This is a genomic window from Ideonella sp. WA131b, assembly GCA_023657425.1.
In the GTDB taxonomy this organism is placed as follows: Bacteria; Pseudomonadota; Gammaproteobacteria; order Burkholderiales; family Burkholderiaceae_C; genus Rubrivivax.
On record JAGTJW010000001.1, the window covers coordinates 1,410,238 to 1,432,474 of the forward strand.

At 71.6% G+C, this 22,237-nt stretch carries 14 protein-coding genes; 11 read left to right on the top strand and 3 right to left on the bottom strand.

What is annotated here, in order from left to right:
• Nucleotides 1-13 precede the first annotated feature (13 nt).
• Together KA711_06525 and KA711_06530 are read right to left on the bottom strand one after the other, a co-directional pair.
• Nucleotides 14-1,051: a M48 family metallopeptidase gene (locus KA711_06525; protein ID MCM0608641.1), complete on the bottom strand. Its 1,038-nt coding sequence runs from the start codon at nt 1,049-1,051 to the stop codon at nt 14-16.
• 17 nt (nt 1,052-1,068) lie between these two features.
• Nucleotides 1,069-2,235 carry a DUF898 domain-containing protein gene (locus KA711_06530; GenBank protein MCM0608642.1) on the bottom strand — a complete coding sequence of 389 codons (1,167 nt, stop codon included), beginning with the start codon at nt 2,233-2,235 and terminating at the stop codon, nt 1,069-1,071.
• Nucleotides 2,236-2,367: 132 nt separating this feature from the next.
• On the opposite strand from KA711_06530, the gene purB reads away from it, so the two are divergent.
• From purB to KA711_06570, 8 genes are all read left to right on the top strand, one after another.
• Complete coding sequence (gene purB, locus KA711_06535; GenBank protein MCM0608643.1) at nt 2,368-3,783, top strand: adenylosuccinate lyase; 1,416 nt, start codon at nt 2,368-2,370, stop codon at nt 3,781-3,783.
• Nucleotides 3,784-4,010: 227 nt separating this feature from the next.
• Nucleotides 4,011-7,307 carry a DEAD/DEAH box helicase family protein gene (locus KA711_06540; GenBank protein ID MCM0608644.1) on the top strand — a complete coding sequence of 1,099 codons (3,297 nt, stop codon included), beginning with the start codon at nt 4,011-4,013 and terminating at the stop codon, nt 7,305-7,307.
• Nucleotides 7,308-7,317: 10 nt separating this feature from the next.
• Nucleotides 7,318-7,764, top strand: a complete 447-nt coding sequence (locus tag KA711_06545; GenBank protein MCM0608645.1) for a type II toxin-antitoxin system VapC family toxin — start codon at nt 7,318-7,320, stop codon at nt 7,762-7,764.
• A gap of 2 nt (nt 7,765-7,766) precedes the next feature.
• Nucleotides 7,767-9,521 (top strand): AAA family ATPase, encoded by a 1,755-nt coding sequence (locus KA711_06550; GenBank protein ID MCM0608646.1) that lies wholly within the window; start codon nt 7,767-7,769, stop codon nt 9,519-9,521.
• A 7-nt stretch (nt 9,522-9,528) separates the two neighbouring features.
• A complete protein-coding gene (locus KA711_06555) occupies nt 9,529-12,219 on the top strand; it encodes a site-specific DNA-methyltransferase (protein ID MCM0608647.1) in 2,691 nt (896 codons plus the stop codon).
• A 40-nt stretch (nt 12,220-12,259) separates the two neighbouring features.
• Nucleotides 12,260-13,171, top strand: coding sequence for an orotidine-5'-phosphate decarboxylase (gene pyrF, locus KA711_06560; GenBank protein ID MCM0608648.1), 912 nt, complete (start codon nt 12,260-12,262; stop codon nt 13,169-13,171).
• A 5-nt stretch (nt 13,172-13,176) separates the two neighbouring features.
• The gene (locus KA711_06565) at nt 13,177-16,386 is read left to right on the top strand and encodes a PAS domain S-box protein (GenBank protein ID MCM0608649.1); all 3,210 of its coding nucleotides are present in this window, start codon (nt 13,177-13,179) and stop codon (nt 16,384-16,386) included.
• A gap of 292 nt (nt 16,387-16,678) precedes the next feature.
• The gene (locus KA711_06570; GenBank protein ID MCM0608650.1) at nt 16,679-16,963 is read left to right on the top strand and encodes an N-acetyltransferase; all 285 of its coding nucleotides are present in this window, start codon (nt 16,679-16,681) and stop codon (nt 16,961-16,963) included.
• 28 nt (nt 16,964-16,991) lie between these two features.
• Here the strand turns inward: KA711_06570 and KA711_06575 are convergent, their stop codons facing one another.
• Nucleotides 16,992-17,594: a D-alanyl-D-alanine dipeptidase gene (locus tag KA711_06575; GenBank protein MCM0608651.1), complete on the bottom strand. Its 603-nt coding sequence runs from the start codon at nt 17,592-17,594 to the stop codon at nt 16,992-16,994.
• Between the two features lie 285 nt (nt 17,595-17,879).
• Here KA711_06575 and KA711_06580 point away from each other — a divergent pair, with 285 nt between their 5' ends.
• The 3 genes from KA711_06580 (at nt 17,880) to KA711_06590 (ending at nt 22,230) form a co-directional block, all read left to right on the top strand.
• Entirely contained in the window at nt 17,880-18,527 is a 648-nt protein-coding gene (locus KA711_06580; GenBank protein ID MCM0608652.1) for a helix-turn-helix domain-containing protein, read from the top strand.
• 61 nt (nt 18,528-18,588) lie between these two features.
• Nucleotides 18,589-19,263, top strand: a complete 675-nt coding sequence (locus tag KA711_06585; protein ID MCM0608653.1) for a Crp/Fnr family transcriptional regulator — start codon at nt 18,589-18,591, stop codon at nt 19,261-19,263.
• A gap of 81 nt (nt 19,264-19,344) precedes the next feature.
• A complete protein-coding gene (locus tag KA711_06590) occupies nt 19,345-22,230 on the top strand; it encodes an AAA family ATPase (GenBank protein MCM0608654.1) in 2,886 nt (961 codons plus the stop codon).
• Nucleotides 22,231-22,237 lie beyond the last annotated feature (7 nt).

Here is a 22,237-nt window from a genome sequence, read left to right on the forward strand (position 1 = left end):
CGAAGACGCTCCCTCATGGCGGTGATCGGGCAGCCTCCCGGAAGAACCGCACCCGCTCCTCGTCTGCCGGGTGCGAGGCAAACGCGATCGGCAGCCCGCCCGCGGTGCGGTCGCCTTTGCTGCGGGCCTGCAGCCTCTCGAACAGCACCACCATCGCCGCCGGGTCGCGGCCGGCAGCCCGCAGCACGCGGGCGGCATCGGCATCGGCCTCGCGCTCGGCGTCGCGCGAGTAGCCCAGGTGGGCCAGCAGGGCCGGCACGCCGGCCATCAGGCTGCTGAAGTCGCCCAGCGCCACCGAGGTGGCGGCCGAGACGAGGCCGAAGCGCACCACCGCATGCAGGCCGTGGCGCCGCCGCACGTGGCCGTGCTCGTGCGCCAGCACGCCCAGGACCGCGTCGTCAGCCCCCTGCAGCAAGGCCAGCAGCTCGTCGGTGATGACGATGTGGCCGCCGGGCAGGGCCAGGGCATTGGCCCCCAGGTGGCCGCCACCGACGAAGTGCAGTTGCCACGCTGCCGGGCCCTCGGGGTAGGCCTGCCGCAAGGCCGCATCGAGGCGGCTGCGCCACGTCGCCTGCTGTTCCGGGGGCGTCTTCGTGGGCTGGAACAGGCCGTCCTTGATCTGCTGCAGCGCCGTGTCGCCCAGGGCCTGTTCGACCTCGGCCGGCGTCACCGCCACCACGCCGGCCGTCAGGGCCGGCACGCCCCAGATGTAGCCCGCGGTGCCCAGCAGCAGCAGCGCCGCCAGCGCCGCCAGGGTGCTGCGCCAGCGCTGCTGCGTGCGCACGACCCAGCTCTCGCGCTGGCCGATGCCGTGCCACCAGGCGTCGAAGGTGGCCGCGTCGGCAAAGGCCAGCGAACCCCCGTCGGGCAACTGGGCCACGCGCTGGCCGTGGCGCGTGCGCTCGGGCCACTGCACACGCGTCAGCGCCAGGCCCTGGCGCACGCCGGCCTCGTCGCAGAGCCACAGCGTGCCGCCCTGCACCGAGGCACGCACCGTCCGGCCCCGTGCCGTCCGGCCGTCGTACCAGGTGGCGCTGATGCCCTCGCCCATCGGGATGTCGGGGGCGCTCAGAGCCCGATGTCGAAGCCCAGCAGATCGCCCGCCGCGTCGCCCGCTGCGGCCTCGTCGGCCTGCGCGGCGCTGGCGGCCAGTTCGTCCGGGTCGACGTCCGAGATCACCGTCATGGCCTCCAGCCGCAGCCGGGCGCTGGCAACCTGGGCGAAGGGCATGTACAGCCCCAGTGTCAGCAGCACCAGCAGCGTGTTCTTGAACCACAGCCCGGCCAAGGCGCGCGCGCGCAGCGAGCTGTCAAATCGCAGCCGCGGGCTCGCGGTGTGGCCCCAGACCAGGTTCTGCAGCCGGGCCGTCCAGTAGCCGCCGGCTACAGGGAACACCACGAGGTAGGACACGAAGACCGTCAGAACGCCGATCAGGATGCCGGCTCTGTGTGCATCCTCGAAGCTGCCCAGCATGAACGAGACCGCGGTCACCACCGCCACCACGGCTGCGATGGCCAGCAGGCCCACGCCCAGGGTCTTGAAGGCCAGCCCGTAGAACGAGCCCAGCCGGCCCGTGAAGTCTGTGCGCTCGCCGCCCAGTGCGTAGTTCGCGTGCTGCAAGAGCTTGAGCAGCCAGAAGAACAGCGGCAGCAGCACCAGCAGCAACAGCCCCGGCGACACCGCCAGGAACAACTCGGTGCCCGAAGGCGGGGCCGGCGGGTCCGTTGGCTTGTCGGGCTGGATCAGCAGCGCCGTCAGCACAAACAGCATGCTCACGCCCAGCGGCACGGCCATCACGGCGTAGGCGCCACCCAGCGGCCCGGTGTAGCGGAAACGCAGCCCGCGCCAGCCGGTGTTGGCCAGCCGGAAGCGCATCGACGAATGCCACAGCGCCGGCCACAGCGCCGCGACGATGAGGAAGGCGATCGCCCCGGCGGTGGCTGAGAACTGCCCGGCGCCGGTGTAGACGCCGAGCAGCACCGCCACCAGCACATAGCCGCGCAGCATCTTCCAGGGGTCGGCGTGAAAGCTCAGTGGCGAACCCCCCACCTCGGTGGCGCCGTGGAAGTAGCGCAGCCGCCGCACCTTGGCGAAGGGGTAGTACAGCCCGAGTGTCACCAGGGTCAGCAGCAGGTTGACGATCCAGATGCGGAAGTACTCGCTTCCCGAGCCGACGAAGCGCAGCGGCAGCTCGCGGGGGGCAGAGGACGGAGGGACCGAAGGGGTGTCATTCATGCGTCATCTCCCTGTGTGCGGCTCGGGCCCATCGTGACGGCCGCAGGCCCTGCTGGCCGCATTCGACGACTGTAGCGCCGGGCGGGCAAACCCGCCCTCGGCAACGCCCCTGACTCCTACAATGCCAGCCCGATGAACGTGCCCGCTGCCGCCGACCTGCCGACACCGCTGACGGCGCTGTCCCCTCTGGACGGCCGTTACGCGGCCCGGCTCGGCGCGCTGCGCCCGCTGCTGTCGGAGTACGGGCTCATGCGCTGCCGCGTGCAGGTGGAGGTGGAGTGGTTCGTCGCGCTGTCGGAGCTGGGCCTGGCGGAATTCGGGCCCTTGTCCGAGGCCGCGCGCACGGCGCTGCGCACCCGCGTGGCCGGCTTCTCGCTGGCCGATGCCGCACGCATCAAGGCCATCGAACGCACCACCAACCATGACGTCAAGGCAGTGGAGTACTTCATCCGCGAGGGCTTCACCGGTGTGGTGGAGCTGGAGCGTGCGGCCGAGTTCGTGCACTTTGCCTGCACCAGCGAGGACATCAACAACACCAGCCACGCCCTGATGCTCGGCGCGGCACGGCGCGAGGTCCTGCTGCCGGCCCTCGACGGCGTCATCGCGCGCATGGAGCGCATGGCCGCGGCCTTTGCGGCCCTGCCCATGCTCAGCCGCACCCACGGTCAGACCGCCAGCCCCACGACGCTGGGCAAGGAGGTCGCCAACGTCGCGCACCGGCTGCAGCGGGCCCGCGCGCGCATCGCCGCGGTGGTGCTGCCGGCCAAGATGAACGGCGCGGTCGGCAACTACAGCGCCCACCTCGCGGCCTACCCGGATGTGGACTGGGAGGCCTTTGCAAAGAAGGTCGTCGAAGAGCGCCTGGGCCTGGTCTTCAATCCGTACACCATTCAGATCGAGCCGCACGACGGCATCGCCGAGCTGTTCGACGCCATGGCGCACGCCAACACCATCGGCATCGACTGGGCGCGCGACGTCTGGGGCTACGTCAGCCTGGGCTATTTCAGACAGCGCGTGAAGAAGGACGAGGTCGGCAGCTCGACCATGCCGCACAAGGTCAACCCCATCGACTTCGAAAACGCCGAGGGAAACTTCGGCCTCGCCAACGCCCTGCTGGTGCACATGAGCGGCAAGCTGCCCACGAGCCGCTGGCAGCGCGACCTCACCGACAGCACGGTGCTGCGCAACATGGGCGTGGCGCTGGGCTATGGTGTGCTCGCGTTGGACAGCTTGGCCCGCGGCCTCGACAAGCTCGAGGTGAACGAGGCCGCGCTCGCCGCCGACCTCGACGACGCCTGGGAGGTGCTGGCCGAGCCCGTGCAGACCGTGATGCGCCGCCACGGCCTGCCCGACCCCTACCAGCAGCTCAAGGGCTTCACCCGCGGCAAGCCGATCACACGCGAGCTGATGCAGGGCTTCATCGCGGCGCTGGCCATCCCGGCCGACGACAAGGCACGGCTGATGGCGATGACGCCGGCCTCCTACACCGGCAAGGCGGCCGAGCTGGCGGCGCGGCTGGGCGCGGCCACCCCCACCCGTTCACCCTGAACGGGCACCGGTGCCCCCACCCGTTCACCCTGAGCGGGCACCGTTGTCCCCACCCGTTCACCCTGACCGGGCACCGTTGCCCTTACCCGTTCACCCTGACCGGGCACCGTTGCCCTTACCCGTTCACCCTGAGCAGGGGACCGAGCTTGTCGAGGGCCCCGTGTCGAAGGGCGATGGCCGAGAAGACCCTGGCATCCCCCAGCCGGCCCCATCGCTAACATGCCAGCATGAGTGAACGTCGCCCTCCCGCCAAGGCCGCCACAGGCGCAGCGAAGGGCGACCCGGGCCCCATCCTCAACGGCCCCTACGACGAGCCCCAATTCCACTACGCCACCGGCACCGACGGCCATCTCGACTACCGCGACCGCCGCCCCGGCCGCCGCATCTTCGCCCCCGACACGCCCCAGGTGCCGCTGGCCAGCGCGCCGCAAAGCGAGCTGTACGACCTCAACGAGCTGGCCGCCAACTACCGCGACCACCTCGTCAACCTGCTGCGCGAGCAACTCGGCCGCTGGCGCAGCGAAGGCTACCCGGGCGTCACCAGCCGCGTCACGCGCGAGCTGCTGAGCCACTGGTTCGACAACCCCGAGCGCGCCGACCACCACCGCCTCTTCTTCGCCCAGCGCGAGGCCGTCGAAGCCGCCATCTGGCTCAACGAGGTGGCCGACAAGAGCAACCCCGGCACGCACGTCCTGAACCTGCTCGCGCGTGCCCAGGCCAGCAGCGGCGACCCCGGGCTCACGCTGCCGCGCATCGCCTTCAAGATGGCCACCGGCACCGGCAAGACCGTGGTCATGGCCTGCCTGGTGCTGTACCACTACCTCAACCGCCAGACCTACGGCCAAGACCCGCGCTACGCCGACTACTTCTTGCTCGTCGCCCCGGGCGTGACCATCCGCGACCGGCTCGGCGTGCTGCGCGTCGACACCCAGACCCTGGCCGACCACGACGCCGCCGACTGCTACCGCCAGCGCAAGCTGGTGCCGCCGGCCTATGCGCCGCTGATGGCCGGCCTGAACGCGCGGCTGGCCATCACCAACTTCCACGGCTTCGAGCCGCGCCTGATCGGCGGCAACAAGAAGAGCCCGCTCGACGGCAAGCTGGGCCCCGACGGCCGCAAGGTCGAAGCCCGCGAAGACGACGCCGGCGTGCTGCGCCGCCTGCTGCCCGGCTTCAAGGCCGGCCGGCGGCTGCTGGTGCTCAACGACGAAGCGCACCACTGCTACCTGCCCAGGGCCAAGGGCCGCGACAGCGACGACGAGCACAGCGCCACCGAGAACGAACGCGCGGCTGTCTGGTACAGCGGCCTGTGCGCCGTGACCCGGCGCTGGCAGGTGCGGGCGGTGTACGACCTCTCGGCCACGCCCTACCACCTGTCGGGTTCGGGCTGGCCGGCGTACAGCTGCTTTCCGTGGGTGGTGACGGACTTCGGCCTCATCGAAGCCATCGAGGCCGGCCTCGTGAAGATTCCGTTCCTGCCGGTCGACGACAGCGCGCAGCACCTCGAAGAGCCCGTGCTGCGCAACCTGTACGAGCACTGCAAAGACCTGCTGCCGCGCAAGGGCCAGCGCACACAACGCAAGGACGACAAGGCCGAAGAGGCCGTCCCGCCTGCAAAGCCCGGCAAGGCGGCCAAGCTCGCTGCCGAGCCGCCGCCGCAACTGCCTTCGCTCTTGCTCCACGCGCTCGAACAGTTCTACCGCCACTACGAGGGCTACGAGAAAGGCCAGCGCGAGAAGGGTGAACGCGGGGCCGATCTGCTCACCAGCCCGCCGGTGTTCATCGTCGTGTGCAGCAACACCACGGTGTCGAAAGAGGTGTTCAAGAAGATCGCGGGCTACGAGGGGGCTGACGCCGAAGGCCGGCCGTTGGTGGTGCCCGGCGTGCTGCCGCTGTTCTCGAACTTCGACCCCGCCACGCGCACGGCGAGGCCGCGCCCGCCCTCGCTGCTGATTGACTCCGACGCGCTGGAGCACTCCGGCCAGATCGACGACGACTTCAAGCGCGTGTTCGCCCCCGAGATCGAGGCCTTCAAGCGCGACTGGCGCATCGCCCACCCCGAGCAGTCGGTCGATTCGCTCACCGACGCGCACCTGCTGCGCGAAGTGGTCAACACCGTCGGCCGGGCCGGCAAGCTGGGCCAGCACGTGCGCTGCGTCGTCAGCGTGGGCATGCTCACCGAAGGCTGGGACGCCAACACCGTGACGCACATCGTCGGCGTGCGCGCCTTCGGCTCGCAACTGCTGTGCGAGCAGGTGGCCGGCCGTGCCCTGCGCCGCCGCCACTACCTGCTGGACCCCAAGACCGGCCGCTTCCCGCCCGAGTACGCGCACATCATCGGCGTGCCCTTCAAGTTCTTTCGTGGGGGCGAGATCGATCCGCTGCCCGTGGTGGAGCCCAAGCCCATCCGCGCGCTGCCCGAGCGCGCGGCGCTGGAGATCCGTTTTCCGCGCCTGCTGGGCTACAAGCTCGCACACGCGGCCGATCGCGTGGAGGCCGACTTCGATGGTGTGCCGCCCTTCCGGCTCGACCTCACCAGCCACCCCGCGCACACCGAGCTGGGCAGCGCCTTCTCAGGCGAGCGCGAGGCCCTGCGCCTGGATCTGGACCGCCTGCGCGACCAGGAAGTGGTGTTCTGGGCCGCCGCGCAAGTGCTCTCGCGCTACTACCGCGGCGACGACGGCCGCGTGCGGCTGGAGCATTTCGGCGACCTGCGCCACATCGCGCAGACCTGGTACGAGCGCCAGGTTGACCTGATCGGCGAGCGCGACCCGCGCTTCAAGCGCCTGCTGCGGTTTGAGGACGCCACCCGCGTGGCGGCCAGTGTGTTCATGGGCATCGAGCAGGCCGCGCGGCGGCACCCGGCCGCGGCGGCCGGCGGCCCCAGCGTGCTGCCGCTCTTGAACCACCACAACCCGCGCGGCAGCACGGCGCATGTGTCGGGCAGCACCACCAAGCCGGTGTTCGCCACCACCAAGAGCCACGTCAACCGCGTCGTGGCCGACACCGACAGCTGGGAGCAGATCGCCGCCAAGACGCTGGAGCAGAACCCGCGCGTCGAGAGCTACGTGAAGAACGCCTTCCTCGGCTTCGAGGTGCCGTATGTCGACGCCGCCGGCACCGAGCGCCGTTACCTGCCCGACTTCATCGTGCGCGTGTGCACGCCGCAGGGCCGCTGCTTGAACCTGGTGCTGGAAGTGACGGGATTTGCCAAAGACAAGGCCGAAAAGCGCTACTTCATGCGCGAGCGCTGGCTGCCCGCCGTCAACGCGCACCTCGAGCTGCTGCAGACCGAGCCCTGGCACTTCTTCGAGGTGACCGAGATCGAGCGCGTCAAGGAGCAGCTCGAAGCCGAGCTGGAGCGCCTGGCGGCCGGGCTTGATGCGCCCGCGCCAGCGCAAGGCAAAACCGCCTGGGACGTGTTCCAGGTGCTGCTCGCCATGCCGGACGAGATGTTCGTCAGTGTGAAGAATACCGCGCCCCCCGAACACCGCCCCGGCCTGCTGGACGACGACGAGTACTAGCCCCAACACGATGCCCACGTACCTGCTCGACACCAATGCCTGCATCGGCATTCGCCAGCATCTGAAAGGCCGACCGCCACGGGACGTGGCTCGGCAGGTTCGACACCAGCGGCTGGTGCAGCGGCTTCAAGCCGTGCCGGCCTCGGACCTGGCGATGTCGCTCATCTCCCTGGGTGAGCTGCGCTATGGCGCCGAGAAGAGCCTCGACCCCGAGGCCAGCCGCGCGGAGCTGGATCGCCTGCAGGCCCTGGTGCCCGTGCTCGACCTCACGCCGCCCGTGGCCACGCGCTACGGTGAAGTGCGCCGCGCACTGGAGCTGGCGGGGCAGCCGATCGGCCCGCAAGACCTGTGGATTGCCGCCCACGCCCTGGCTGCCGGGCTGGTGGTGGTGACGCAAAACACCCGCGAGTTCGCCCGCGTGCCGGGCCTGCGGGTTGAAGATTGGACGGAGGCTTGACCATGCTGACCCGCTTGTCGCTCCGCAACTTCAAGCGCATCTGCGAGGCGCAGATCGAACTGGGCGGGCATGTCGTCTTTGTAGGCCCCAACAACTCCGGCAAGACGAGCGCACTGCAGGCGCTGGCCTTGTGGCACACCGGGCTGCAGCAGTGGGTGCGTCAGAAGTCCGACGATGCCAGCGGTCGCAAACGCCAGGGCGTGACGCTCAACCGGAAGGACTTGTTTGCCCTGCCGGTGCCCCACACCAACTTGTTGTGGAAGGATCTCCATACGCGTACCGGCGGCCAAAACGCTGAGGGCAAGCCCACGACGGAGTCCATCCTGGTCACGGTCGCGTGCGAGGGTGTGCTCGGCGACGAGGCATGGTCCATCGCGCTCGATTTCGACTACGCCAACGCCGAGTCGCTGTTCTGCCGACCCTCGGCCGCCCAGCCGCTGGACGAGGCTCAGATTCAGCGCATGAAGCGTGTGTCTGGCGCCTTGAATGTGGCCTTTTTACCGCCGATGTCGGGCCTTGCCACCGAGGAGCCGCTGCTGCCGCCCGGCCGTGTGAATGTGCTCATCGGCCAGGGTCGCACCGCGGAGGTGTTGCGCAACCTGTGCTATTCGGTGGCCGAGACCTCACCTGCCGACTGGCAGCAGGTCGTGAGCCGGATCGAGCAGCTGTTCGGCGTTCAGATTCAAGTTCCTGAGTTCGATGCCGTCCGCGGCGAACTTCGCCTGGCCTATCGGGCTGCAGGCCGGGCGCTGCTCGACATTTCTGCTGCGGGGCGTGGCCTGCAGCAGACGCTGTTGCTGCTGACCTACCTGTATGCCTACCGGGGCAGCACCATCCTGCTTGACGAGCCCGACGCGCACCTCGAAGTGCTGCGCCAACGCCAGAACTACGACCTCATCACCGAACTGGCCAACCGCACCGGTTCCCAGCTGATTGCTGCCACACATTCGGAAGTGGTGCTCAACCGTGCCGCGGGCCGCGATACGGTGATCGCCTTTCTGGGAGCGCCACACCGCATCAACGACCAGGGCTCGCAGCTGAGCAAGGCCCTGCTGAGCATCGGCTACGAGCATTACCTCCAGGCCGAGGCACGAGGCTGGGTGCTGTACCTGGAAGGCTCCACCGATGCCGCGATCTTGCAGCGCCTGGCCGCGCGGTTGGGGCACCCGGTGGCGCCGCTGCTCGACGCGGCCTATGTGGACTATCTGGACACCAACTCGCCACCGCTGGCCCGCGACCGCTTTCATGGCCTGCGCGAGGCAGTACCCGACCTGCGCGGCCTGGCGTTGTTCGATCGCTTGCAGCGCGCACTACCCGAAGACGCGGTCCTGCAGATGGTGGCATGGCGCAAGCGCGAGATCGAGAACTACATCTGCACGCCCGAGGCCTTGCTGGCCTATGCCGCGGCCGACGGCCGACCCGAGCTGGCCGTACCCGACGCCGGTGATCTGATCGACCAGGCTGAGGCACCCCAAAGGGCAGAAGCCATGCAGCGCGCCATCTCGGCCATGGAACAGGCCCTCGAGCGCCTGCGCAAGCCCTCGCCGTGGACTGGCGACCTGAAGGTCAGCGACGAGTTCCTGGAGCCTCTGTTTGCCAGCTACCACCAGAGCCTGGGCCTGCCCGAGGCGCTGATGCGCAAGAAGCGCTATCACCTGCTCGCCGACTTCGTGCCGTTGGAGCAGATCGACCCCGAAGTGCTGGAGAAGCTCGACGCGATCCTGGCCGTGGCCCAGGCGGCCCACCCCACCGACTGAACACGCCATGCCGACCAAGAAGACGCCCGCCACCAAGCCCGCTGCGCCTGCTGCGGCGCCGGCCTCTGCCCCCGTGGCGCAACCGGTCGACGCCCTGGTGCATGCCGGCGACGGCCGCCTGTTCATCCCCAGCCGCGAAGAGGCCGGCCAGGAGGCCGAGGCCCTGGCCGGCCGGCCCACCGAGAAGACGGTGCCGCTGAACCCCGTCACGACGCGCGGGCAAGACCCCGAGCTGTACTGGATGCACAAGTACGGGCCGGGCGACGACCAGCGCGCGCTGCGCATCGACATCCGCAGCCTCTACCGCCACGAGCACGTGGAGCCCGAGCGCCTGATTGCGCGGCTGTATGCGCTCAAGGCCCAGGCCGCGAGGCAGAACGACCTGTTCACGGCCGAGCTGCACGGCAACCCGCTGGCCATCGACGAGCTGGAAAAGCCCGCCAGCTGCTACAAGCGCCACGACGCCTGGCGCAACCGGCTCATCCAGGGCGACAGCCTGCTGGTGATGACGAGCCTGCTCGAACGCGAAGGCATGGCCGGGCAGGTGCAGTGCATCTACATCGACCCGCCGTATGGCATCAAGTACGGCAGCAACTGGCAGATGCGGCAGAACGACCGCAACGTGAAGGACGGCGCCGACGACCACTTGAGCGGCGAGCCCGAGGTGATCAAGGCCTTCCGGGACACCTGGGAGCTGGGCATCCACAGCTACCTGAGCTACCTGCGCGACCGGCTGCTGGTGGCGCGTGAGTTGCTCAGTGCGAGCGGGTCTTGTTTTGTGCAGATCAGCGACGAGAACGTGCACTTGGTGCGCTCGCTGATGGATGAGGTATTCAAGAGCGAGAACTTCTGTTCGCTGATTGCGTTCAAGAAGACATCTGGCGCTGGCAGTCTGGCGCTCGGCACTGATGTGCTCGCCTCGACTTGTGACTACATCATCTGGTATGCCAAGGACAAAGAACAAGCGAAAAGCAAGTTCCACCAGCTCTACACCGAGAAGACATCCGCTGAGGGTGAAGGCGCGTACACATGGCTTGAGCTGGCCGATGGGACGCGTCGCAAGATGAGCTTGGAGGAGCGCAGGGAGCCGAGTCTGTGGCCAAGCAATTCAAGAGTTTTCCGCGCGGATAACCTGCAATCGCAAAGCGGTGTTGACACGACGCGCTACCCCGTTGAGTTCGAAGGCCGGACCTTCGTACCGACGAAAGGGGTCTGGAAGACGAGCAAAGCGGGCATGGCTGCATTGAAGGCGGCCAAACGACTGATCCTTATCGGCAACACGCTTTCGTACCTTCGCTACTTTCAAGACTTCCCCGTTCAGTCAATCAATAACTTCTGGGACGACACAACGGTCGCCGGATTCGCTGACGAAAAGGTGTATGTCGTCCAGACCACCGCGAAGGTGGTCCAGCGCTGCCTCCTGATGACCACCGACCCCGGCGACCTCGTGCTCGACCCCACCTGCGGCAGCGGCACCACTGCCCACGTGGCCGAGCAGTGGGGCCGGCGCTGGATCACCAGCGACACGAGCCGCATCGCGCTCAACATCGCCAAGACGCGGCTGATGACGGCCACCTACCCTTGGTACACGCTCGAAGACGCGGCCGGCGGCGACATCCGCCACGGCTTCAAATACAAGCGCGTGCCCCACGTCACGCTCAAGTCCATCGCCAACGGCGAGCCGCCCGAGACCGAGACGCTGTTCGACCAGCCCGAGGTCGACAAGAAAAAGCTCCGCGTGGCCGGCCCCTTCACGGTGGAAACGCTGCAGGGCTTCGAGCCGCTGCCGCCCGAGGCGCTGGCCACGGCGCACACCCGCGCTGCCGACGTGCAGCGCTTTGCCGACCGCGTGTTCGAGCACCTCAAGCACGCCGGCATCAAGAACGGCCTGAAGAACGAGACCGCGGTGTTCAACCGCGTCGACGCCATCAACGAGCAGATGGGCGACGGCGGCGCGCTGCACGCCGAAGGCTGGTATGAATCACGCAAGGACGGCGCCGCCCGCGAGAGCAAGGCCTACTTCCACATCGGGCCGCAGTTCGGCACCGTCAGCAAGAAGGCCGTGAACGACGCCATCCTGGCCTGCCGCCGCCGCGCCGACGCCGACTGGCTGGTGATCCTGGGCTTCGGCTTCGAGAGCGATGTCGACAACCGCAGCGTCACCGTCAAGCTCGGCAGCTTCGAGGTCACCAAGGTGCGCATGCACGATGACCTCATGCAGGACGGCCTCATCAAGAAGGACAAAAAGGCCGCCAGCTTCGTGACGATCGGCGAGCCCGACATTGCCACCGTGCCGGCCGCCCTGGCCGACGGCAGCAAGGGGGTGGCGGTGGAGATCCGCGGCCTGGACCTCTACGACCCCATCACCGACGAAGTGAAACCGCGCAATGTGGCCGACATCGCCTACTGGATGGTGGACGAGCACTACGACGGCAGCAACTTCGTCGCCACGCAGGTGTTCTTCTGCGGCGGCGACCACGACGAGTTCGAGAAGTGGAAGAAGGGCCTGTCAGCGCTGGCCCTGGCCGACACCAAGGCCCGGGTGGAGAAGACGTTGAAGCTCGAACTCGACGACGAGGCCTTCGGGCGCGTGTACGGCCACCGCTCGCACCCGATCGAAGTGCGTCCGGGCCGGCGCGTGGCGGTGCGGGTGATCAGCCAGTTTGGTGAGGAAAGTACCAAGGTGCTGACGCTTTAGCAGGGGCCGCGAGAGAGCAGGCGGCGGGCACAATCGCCGCATGAGCTTTCGTGCGCAACTGGACGCCGCCACGGCCCGCCACGCCTCGATGCTGTGCGTGGGTCTCGATCCCGAACCGGCCCGGTTCCCGCTCGCCTGGCGCGGCGACGGGCGCCGCATCTTCGACTTCTGCGCGGCCATCGTCGATGCCACGGCCGATCTGGTCTGCGCCTTCAAGCCCCAGATCGCGCACTTTGCCGCTGCACGTGCCGAGGAGCAGCTGGAGCGGCTCATCGCCCACATCCACACCCGCGCCCCCGGTGTGCCGGTGATCCTGGACGCCAAGCGCGGCGACATCGGCAGCACCGCGGCGATGTACGCGCGCGAGGCTTTTGTGCGCTACGGCGCCGATGCGCTCACCCTCTCGCCCTTCATGGGCCTGGACAGCCTGGAGCCCTACTCGGCCCTGGCCGAAGGCGGCGCTTATGCCGGCAAGGGCCTGATCCTGTTGTGCCGCACCAGCAACCCGGGCGGCGCGGATCTCCAGGGCCGGTGCCTGGAGGGCGGGGAGCACCTGTTCGAGCGTGTCGCGCGGCTGGCGGCGGATGAGTGGCCCGGGCGCCTGGGCGGCAGCGAGCTGGGCCTCGTGGTCGGCGCCACCTACCCGGAAGAGATCGCCCGCGTGCGCGCGCTCGCGCCGACGCTGCCGCTGCTGATTCCCGGCGTGGGTGCGCAGGGCGGCGACGCCGAGGCCACCGTGCGCGCCGGCTGGCGCGAGGGCGGGCCCATCGTCGTCAACAGCTCGCGCGCCGTGCTGCACGCCGGGGGCGATGCCCCCGACATCGCGGCGTTCGCCAGCGCCGCCCGGGCTGCCGCCGAGGCCACGCGGGCGCTGCTGCAGCGTGCGCTGCCGGCCGCCCAGGGCCCTCGGCCGGCCCAGCGGGGACGAGATTCATCGCCTCAAGGGGTCTGAGCCGCATGGCCGCGGTGCCGCCGCCGCCCGGACCGGTCGTCTCGCCCGAGCTGCTGCGGCTGTACCTCATGCTGGGTGCGGTCGCCCTGCTGATCGGCAGCGTGCTGATCGCGTTGGAGCACCCGCGCCAGCCCTGGGCCCTGCCCATCGCCCTGGTCTACGCTGTGGTCGGCCTCGCCGGTGCCGGCATGCGCTGGGCGTCCTCAGCCTGGCTGGCGCGCTGGGGCGCACGCGCGCTGCTGCTGGTGGTGGCACTGGCCATCGTCGCGGCCAGTGTGGGTGCCGGCGTGCGGGGCTACGGCGTGGCCGCGCCGTCGATGCTCCTGGTGCCGGTGCTGGTGTTTGCGATCGCGGCCTTGCTGGGCTGGCGCGCCGCTGGGCTGATGGCCCTGCTGGCGGCGCTGTCCGTCGGCCTGGCGCAGGCGCTGGCCGAACTGGTGCCGCAGGCCGTGCCCTGGTCGTCGCTGCTGGCGGGCCAGGCCGTGGCGCTGGCGGTGGCGGTGCTGGCCGGTGGCGCGCTGCACGCACGCATCCACGACGCCGTGCAAAGCGCCACGCGACGCGAGCAGCGCTTCCGGCGCCTGCTCGGTCTGGCGGCCGACGTGTACTGGAAGGTCGACGACGAGCTGCGGCTGGTGACTGTCGGCCTCTACGACAAGAGCTGGCGCCCGCTGGCTGCCCGGCAGTCCTCGGGCCAGCGATTCGACACGCTGCCGGGCTTCGTGATGCAGCCGCCCGACCGCCAGAAGCTCGATGCCGACGTGGCGGCGCGGCGCGCCTTCCGCGACGTGCCCGCGGCCCGGCGCAACCGCGACGGCCAGCCCCGCTTCTACCTGCTCAGCGGCGAGCCGCGGCTGGGGCCCGACGGCCGCTTCCGCGGCTACTGGGGCGTGGCGCGCGACGTCAGCGCGCTGGAGGCCACGCGCACGGCGCTGGCTGACTCGCACACACGCTTCGAGGCGCTGTTCCGCCACGCGCCGCTGCCGCTGATGGTGCACGTGGACCGCCACATCGTGGACGCCAACCCGGCGGCGGCGCGGCTGCTTGGCTTCGAGTCGGTTGATGCGATGCAGGGTGTCTCGTTGCTGGCGTTCTACCCCGACCAGGCCGACCGCGACAAGGTCGAGGCCCGGTTGCGCAGGCTGGCCGCGCAGCCGGCCGGCGTGCGGCTTCCGATCGCCGAGCTGCGCATGCGCGCCTGCGACGGCCGCATCGTTGTGGTCAACGCCACCGCGGTGAGCGTCGAACTCAAGGGCGAACTGGCCGTGCTGGCCATGTTCGTCGACAACACCGAACGCCACGAGGCCGAGCAGGCCCTCCGCCGATCCGAGGCGATGCTGTCGCATCTGGTGAACACCAGCCCCGACCTGATCACGCTCACCGAACAGGCCAGCGGGCGTTACCACATGGTGAACCCGGCCTTCGAGCGCATGCTCGGCTGGTCGCAGGCCGAGGCCGTGGGCCGCACCGCACTGGATCTCGGCGTCTGGGGCAGCGCGGCGGCGCGCGAGCAGTTCTTGCAGCGCCTGCGGGTCGAGGGTGGCGTGTCCGACCTGCCGATCCCGTTCCGCTGCCGCGACGGCAGCCCGACCACCCTGATGATCTCGGCGGCGAACTTCGCGCTCGAGGGCCGTGACATGCTGGTGATCAACGGCCGCGACGTCAGCGCCGGCGAGCGCGAGCGCCTGGAGCGAGCCGCCATCCTTGACAACGCCAGCATCGGCATTGCCGTCACGCGCGAGCGGCGCTTCGTCATCGCCAACGCGGAGTTCGAGCGCATGATCGGCTGGCCCTGTGGCAGCCTGCTGGGGCAGAGCGGATCCGTCGTCTGGAAGAGCGAGGCCGACTATGCCGAGGTCGGCCGCCTCGTCGGCCCGGCGCTGGCCCGCGGTGAGACGGTGGAGCTCGAGCGCGAGGTGCAGCGCCGCGACGGCGGCCGCTTCATCGCGCGGGTGCGTGCCGGCGTCGTCGACGCGCAGCGGCCCAGCGCCGGCGGCACAGTGTGGATCGTCGAGGACGTGACCGAGCGCCGCCTGTTCGAGGAGGCGCTGGCGCGCGCGCGCGATGCCGCCGAGGCTGCCAACCGCGCCAAGAGCGCCTTCCTGGCCAACACCAGCCACGAACTGCGCACGCCGCTGAACGGTCTGCTGGGGCTGGCGCGGCTGGCGCGCGACACCGGCGTGCCCGAGGCGCAGCGTCAGCAGTACCTGTCGCAGATCGAGGACAGCGCGCAGACCCTGGCGGCCATCATCTCCGACATCCTTGACCTGTCCAAGATCGAGGCCGGCCGGCTGCCCATCGACTCGGCGCCCTTCGACCTGGTGGAACTCTTGCAGTCGCTGGCCCGAACCTACAGCACGCTGGCCGAGGCCCGGGGCCTGCAGCTCCTGCTCGACATCGACCCCGCGCTGGGCCCCGGCGTGCACGGCGACGCGCTGCGCGTGCGCCAGATCGTCACCAACTACGTCGCCAACGCCATCAAGTTCACCGAGCGCGGCTTCGTGCGCCTGTCGGCGCGGCGCCTGCCGGGGCGGGGCGGCGGGGTGCGGCTGGAGTGCGAGGACACGGGCCCGGGCATCGCCGCCGAGGTGCTGCCCGAGCTGTTCAAGCCCTTCACGCAGGCCGACCAGAGCACAACACGGCGCTTCGGCGGCACGGGCCTGGGCCTGTCAATCTGCCGCGAGCTCGCGGCCTTGATGGGCGGGCAGGTGGGCGTGGCCAGCGAGGAGGGCCGCGGCAGCCGCTTCTGGGCAGATCTCCCGCTGGCGCCCGCCGTGGCACCCGCGCCGCCCGCCCCGCCGGCGGCGTCAGCCGACGCCATGGCGGCCCTGGCTGGTCTGCACGTGCTGCTGGTGGAGGACAACGCGGTGAATATGCTGATTGCCGCGGCCACCCTGGAGCGCTGGGGCGTGCACGTCACGCAGGCGCAGGACGGCGTGGAGGCGCTGGCCGCGATCGACCGCGCCCCGCGACCCTTTCACCTCGTGCTGATGGACGTGCAGATGCCCGGCATGAGCGGCTACGAGGCGACTCGGCTGCTGCGCAGCCGGCCGGCCGGCCGGGCGCTGCCGGTGGTCGCGCTCACGGCAGCGGCCCTGGTGAGCGAGCGCGAGCAGGCCCTGGCCGCCGGCATGGACGACTTCCTGACCAAGCCGATCGACGCCGAGCGCCTGCAGGCGGCGCTGCTGCGCTGGCGGCGCGGGCGCGAGGCCTGATCAGGCCGCCGCCGGGCCGGGCAGCGCCGAGGGCGGCATCGGCTTGCCGGCGATGTCGAACAGCCGCCCCGGCGGCAGCTTCAGCCGCGGGCATCGATGACGAGATCGCACTGTGCGTCGCGGCCGATGCGCAAGCGCAGCTTGGTGATGCCGTGGCTCACGCGCGAGCCGTCGGCTGCCACGGGCTCCAGGAACCAGCGTCTCATGCCCTCTACGCCACGTTCGTGCCCGCGGTGCGGGCGGCGCTGCGGCGCCATGCAGACCCGGGGCGCGGCGCCCCACAATTGCAGGGATGCAGGCCGCCATCGTTCACCGCGCGGAACAGCAGGCCTTCGTGGCCGAGATCGACGGCCGCACCGCCGTCTGTGCCTACCGCCGCGACGGCGACACGCTGCTGCTGCACCACACCGAAGTGCCCGCGGCGCTGCAGGGCCGCGGCCTGGCGGCGGCGCTGGTGCAGGCGGCGCTGGCCTGGGCCCGCGCCGAGCGGCTGCGGGTGCGGCCCACCTGCAGCTACGTGGCCGCCTACATGCGCCGCCATCCCGACACGCAGGACCTGCTCGCGCCCCGCGGCTGAGCCGCCGCAGCCGGCCCCGTGGGCGCCGCTACAGCACGCGCGGCAGCTCGCGCCGCACGCACTGGCGGTCGCCGTGGTCGAAGTGCCACCACTCGTTGGGGATGCCCTCGAAGCCGCCGGCGCGCAGGGCGGCGGCCAGCAGCTCGCGCTCGGCCACCTGGGCCGGCGTGAGCACGCCCGCGGCCAGCAGCTCGGCGTGCAGCGCCGGGTGCGAGCGCGGGCTCATCTCGTCGAAGCCGCTGCCCATGTCGGCCTCGCGGTCGTCGGGGCCCAGCAGCGTCGCGTCGATCGCCATGCCGTAGCTGTGGATGCTGCCGCGCTCGGGGTTGGCGAAGTACTCTTGCGCCGGCGTGCCGGCCACGTCGAGCCAGATCGCCTCCTGCACGCGCTGCGGGCGCAGCGCGTCGAGCACCAGCAGCCGCCAGCCCGGCCGCGCCTGCGCGAGCCAGCGCGCGGCCGCCTCCAGCCCCGCGGCCGCCTCGCGGCGCAGCCAGGCGCAGTCGAGCCGGCCGTAGAGGTTGCGGCCGGCGAAGTTGTGGGTGCCGGCGTAGCGCAAGTCGACCGCGATGCCGGCCAGCGTGCCCAGGTGGCGGTAGTCGGCGTGGGCCGCGATGTCCTCGACGCGGATCATCGGGCGCGGCGGCGGGCGGGCGGCAGACGGAACGTCATGCGAACCATCATAGCCAGCGCCCGCTGTGGTGAATCTTCACCGGTCGCTACGAAGCGATTCACCCCCCCGCGCGGGGTCGTCTGCCCACCATCGGGTGGATGACGCACGGCCGTGCGTGCACCCCAGGCCCGCCCGAAGCCGAATCAGGAGAAGCCCATGCTCGACACCGTCACCGACACCGAGCCGGTCCCGACGCCCGCGCTGCGGTTCGCCCCGTCGGGGACCGAGCGGCCCGGGCCGCAGGCCATGCAGCTGGCCCATTGCCTCACGCGCATGCTCGACGAAATCGACTACGGCATGCTGCTCGTGGGCACCGATTCGCAGGTGCTCTACTGCAACCACGCCGCCTGCTTCGAGCTTGACGGCGAGCACCCGCTGCAGCTGCTCGGCCGCACGCTGCGCACCCTGCGCCCCGAAGACGTGCTGCCGCTGCACGCCGCGCTGGCGGCGGCGCAGCGCGGGCTGCGCCGGCTGGTCACGCTGGGCGCCGGCGTGCACCGCGTCGGCGTCTCGGTGGTGCCGCTGCCGGAGAACGCCGCCGAGCGCGACTGCGGCGAGAAGCCGCTGACGCTGCTGGTGCTGGGCAAGCGTCAGGTCTGCGAGCAGCTCTCGGTGCACGGCTACGCCCGCAGCCTCAACCTCACACCGGCGGAGACGCGCGTGCTCGAGCTGCTCTGTGACGGGGTGCGGCCCACCGCCATCGCACGGCAGCAGAACGTGGCGGTGAGCACGGTGCGCACGCAGATCGGCAGCATCCGCGCCAAGACCGGCGCGGGCAGCATCAGCGAGCTGGTGCGCCAGGTGGCCGTGTTGCCGCCGCTGGTCGGCGCGCTGCGCGGGACCGGCTGGCCCCTGGGGGGCCCGGCCGGGCTGGGCGTCATGGGCGCTCGCTAAGATCCGGCCCCGGGCGGCGCGGCGCACCGGATCCCCGGTGCGCCGCGCCGTCCAGGCCGCGATGTCCCAGCCCCCAGCCACCCCGATCCCGAGCGATCCCAGCGCCGACGCCGCCGCCGCCTGGTCGCCGTCGCTGCAGCGACTGGCGGCGCGCGGCGTCGTCAAGCGCTTCCGCAGCGGCACGCAGTTCATCACCGAGGGCGAGCCCGGCGACACGCTGTACATCGTGCTTGAGGGCCGCCTGCGCACCTTCAGCGAATGCGCCGACGGCCGCGAGGTCCGCTACGCCGAGTACGGCCCGGGCGACTACGTCGGCGAGATGAGTCTGGACGGCGGCCTGCGCGCGGCCAACGTGGCCACGCTCACGCCCTGCCGGCTGGCGATGGTGACGCGGGCCACCCTGCAGGCGCACCTGGCCGAGGAGCCGGCGTTTGCGTTCGAGCTGCTGGCCAAGGCCATCCGCCGCGCCCGGGCGGCCACCGTGGGGCTGCGCGAGATCGCGCTGAACGATGTCTACGGCCGCCTGAAGCGACGGCTCGACGAGAAGGCCGGGCCCGATCCCGGCGGCGGCCGCGTCATCGCCGCGCCGCCGTCGCACGCCACGCTGGCGGCGTCGATCGGCTGCACGCGCTCGATGGTCAGCCGGGTGCTGAAGGACCTGGAGCGCGGCGGCTGGCTGGTCGTCGTGCCGCGCGGCGGCTGGCGGCTGCCGCGCGAGCTGCCGGCCAAGTGGTGAGCGCCGCCGCCAGGACCGCCCCGGCTTGCCCGGGTCACCGGTGCCATCCACAATCCGGGGGAAACAGGTCCCAGGCCTCGCATGACTCTTGCTGATCGGTCCGGTGAGCCGGGCCTCAGCCCCGACCGGCGCATCCTCACCGTCCTCTTCGTCGATCTGTGCCGCTCCACCGCGCTGTCGGGCGCGCTGGAGGCCGAGGTGCTGGCGGCCCTGATCGGCGACTTCCGGCGCCTGTGTGAACAGGAGGTCCACGCCCGCGGCGGCACCCTGAGCCAGCTGCAGGGCGACGCGGTGCTGGCCGTCTTCGGCCACCCGCACCCGTCCGAGGACGACGGCCGCGTCGCGGTCGAGGCCGCGCTGGCCATCCACGCCGGCATGCGCGCGGTCGAGGCCACGTACACCGCGCACGGCACCGGGCCGCTGCGCGTGCACTCGGGCGTGCACGCCGGCCTCACGCTCGTCGGCGAGGGGGATGCCGCCGGGGGGCGCCTGGGGCTGTACGGCCCGGTGCCGGGCCTGGCCAAGCACCTGTCCGACGTTGCCGAGTCTGACGAGATCCTCGTCAGCAGCGAGGTGCTGGGCCCCATCGCGGCCTTGTTCGCCGCCGAGGAGCGCCTGCTGCCCACGCTGCAGGGCAGCCGCGGGCCGGTGCGCGTGCACCGCGTGCACGGCCGCAGTGCGCTGCGCACGCGCTTCGAAGCCCACCGCCAGCGCGGCCTGCTGCCCTTTGTGGGCCGTGCCGCCGAATGGCAGGCCTTGCGGGCCCGGCTCGGCGCCGTCGCCGCCGGGGGCGGGCCGGCGCTGCTGGCGCTGGAGGGCGCGCCCGGCGTGGGCAAGACGCGGCTGGCGCACGAGTTCCTGGCCGAGGCCGAGGCGCGCGGCCACCGGGTCCTGCGCGGCTGCTGCAGCGCCGGTCTCGATGCCGAGCCGATGCAGCCCCTGCTGCAGGCCCTGGGCCAGGGCCCGGGCACGCTGCTGCCGGCGCTGCAGGGCTTGCGCCCCGACGCCTGGCGCGCGGCCCTGCAGCAGCAACTGCAGGCCGCGGTGGTGCCGCCGGTCACGCTGCTGTTTATCGACGACTGGCAGTGGGCCGACGACGCCTCGCGCCAGGCCGTGAACGGGCTGCTGGCCCTCGCCGGGCTGGCCATGTTCGTGCTCGTGACGACACGCCCGCGACCCCCGGGCGAGGCGGCCCTGCAGCCCGCGGCCGCGCTGCCACTGGGGCCGCTGGCCGAGGCCGAGGCCGAGCGCGCCGTGCAGGCCGGCCTGCCGTCCGCCGACCCCTTCCTGCGGCGCGAGATCGGCCGCCTGGCCGGTGGCAACCCGCTGTACATCGAGGAGCTTTGCCACCAGGTGCGCCACGCCCCGCTGCCGATGCTGCCGCTGGCGGCGGTCGGCCTGCCGTTGGCGGCCGACGCCCAGCGGCCGGGCGGCAGCTGGCTGCGTGCGTTGATCGACATGCGCGTGGCCCGGCTGGCCCCGCCCGCCCGCAACCTGCTGGCCGCGGCCGCGGTGCTGGGCACCCAGGCCCCGGCGGCCCAGGTGCGGCGGCTGGCGGCGCAGCCGCCCGACGACGCCGTGCTCGCGGCGCTGGCCCGCGAAGACCTGCTGTTCTTCGAGGCCGAGGCGCCCGACGACGCCCAGGCCAGCGTGCGCTTCAAGCACGGCCTGACGCGGGACGCGGTCTACGAGTCGCTGGCGCTCGAGGACCGCCGCGCGCTGCACCGGGCCGCCGCGGCCCTGCTGCTCGACAGCGCCCCCGGCGGCGATCCCCGCGCGCTGTGCGAGCCGCTGGCGCTGCACAGCGCCGGCGCCGGCGACGCCGAGGCCGCTGCGCACTGGTCCGAGATGGCGGGCGACAAGGCCATGGCCACCTCGGCCCTGGACCGCGCGCGGGCCCACTACCGCGCCGCGCTGCACTGGCTGGAGCGGCAGCCCGACACCGCCGAGTGCTACCAGCGCTGGCGCGCCGTGGTGCGGCGCCTCGGGCTGGCTTGCGTGTTCGACCCCGCGCGCGCCGACCTGCCGCTGCTGCAGCGGGCGGTGAGCGAGGCCACCGCCCGCGGCGACACCGGCGGCGTCGCCTACGCCACCTACTGGCTGGGCTACCTGCACTACGCCCTGGGCGATGGCCGGGCCGCTGTGGTACTGCTGGAGCGCGCCGCCGACATCGCCGGCGCCGCCGGCGACCGCGGCCTGCCGATGCAGGTGGCCACGACCCTGGGCCAGGTGCTGGCTGCCACCGCGCAGCACGCGCGCGCCGAGGCGCTGTTGGCGCCGGCGCGCGCGCTGGCAGCGGCGCCGCCGGCCGGCCGGCCATTGCCCTCGGGCGTGGCGTACTCGCTGGCCTGCCTGGCCAGCCTGCTGGGCGACCAGGGCCGCGACGCCGAGGCCGACGCTGTGTTCGAGGAGGCGCTGCGCGCCGTGCCCGAGCCTGGCCACGAGGTCGAGGGCTCGGTGCGCTGCTCGCGCGCCGGCCTGCGGCTGTGGCAGGGCCGGGCCGAGGAGGCACGGGCCGACGCGCAAGCCGCGCAGCGCGTGGGCGAGCGCGTGGGCAGCCTGTACCTCTACGGCATGGGCCGTGCCCTGGCGGCGCGGGCCGCCTGGGCCCTGGGTGGTGGTGACGCGGCCCTGCAGGATCTGGCGTCGGCCGCCACCTGGCTGCGCACGCACGACAAGAACCTGTTCGTCTCCCTGCATGCCGGCTGGTTGGCCGAGGCCTGGGCCGGCCTTGGCCGGCGCCGCGAGGCGCGCCACGAGGCGGCGCGCGCCCTGGCCCGCACGCGCCAGGACGACTGGCTCGGCGCCGCGATGGCCGCGCGCGCCCTGGCGCGCCTGGCAGCCGTCGAGGGCCGGGCGGCCGCGGCGCGGCGCCACCTGGCGCTGGCCGACCGCGCGGCCGATCGCCGCGGCTCGCCGCACGAACGGGCGGCCAACGCGCGCTGCCGCGCCGAACTGGGCCTGTAGCGGGCTG

Coding starts and splice junctions, on each gene's coding strand:
- KA711_06530 (MCM0608642.1), bottom strand. CDS start 2,235: ATGAATGACACCCCTTCGGTCCCTCCGTCCTCTGCCCCCCGCGAGCTG.
- KA711_06540 (MCM0608644.1), top strand. CDS start 4,011: ATGAGTGAACGTCGCCCTCCCGCCAAGGCCGCCACAGGCGCAGCGAAG.
- KA711_06545 (MCM0608645.1), top strand. CDS start 7,318: ATGCCCACGTACCTGCTCGACACCAATGCCTGCATCGGCATTCGCCAG.
- KA711_06570 (MCM0608650.1), top strand. CDS start 16,679: ATGCAGGCCGCCATCGTTCACCGCGCGGAACAGCAGGCCTTCGTGGCC.
- KA711_06565 (MCM0608649.1), top strand. CDS start 13,177: ATGGCCGCGGTGCCGCCGCCGCCCGGACCGGTCGTCTCGCCCGAGCTG.
- KA711_06585 (MCM0608653.1), top strand. CDS start 18,589: ATGTCCCAGCCCCCAGCCACCCCGATCCCGAGCGATCCCAGCGCCGAC.
- KA711_06525 (MCM0608641.1), bottom strand. CDS start 1,051: ATGGGCGAGGGCATCAGCGCCACCTGGTACGACGGCCGGACGGCACGG.
- KA711_06590 (MCM0608654.1), top strand. CDS start 19,345: ATGACTCTTGCTGATCGGTCCGGTGAGCCGGGCCTCAGCCCCGACCGG.
- KA711_06575 (MCM0608651.1), bottom strand. CDS start 17,594: ATGATCCGCGTCGAGGACATCGCGGCCCACGCCGACTACCGCCACCTG.
- KA711_06555 (MCM0608647.1), top strand. CDS start 9,529: ATGCCGACCAAGAAGACGCCCGCCACCAAGCCCGCTGCGCCTGCTGCG.
- purB (MCM0608643.1), top strand. CDS start 2,368: ATGAACGTGCCCGCTGCCGCCGACCTGCCGACACCGCTGACGGCGCTG.
- KA711_06580 (MCM0608652.1), top strand. CDS start 17,880: ATGCAGCTGGCCCATTGCCTCACGCGCATGCTCGACGAAATCGACTAC.
- KA711_06550 (MCM0608646.1), top strand. CDS start 7,767: ATGCTGACCCGCTTGTCGCTCCGCAACTTCAAGCGCATCTGCGAGGCG.
- pyrF (MCM0608648.1), top strand. CDS start 12,260: ATGAGCTTTCGTGCGCAACTGGACGCCGCCACGGCCCGCCACGCCTCG.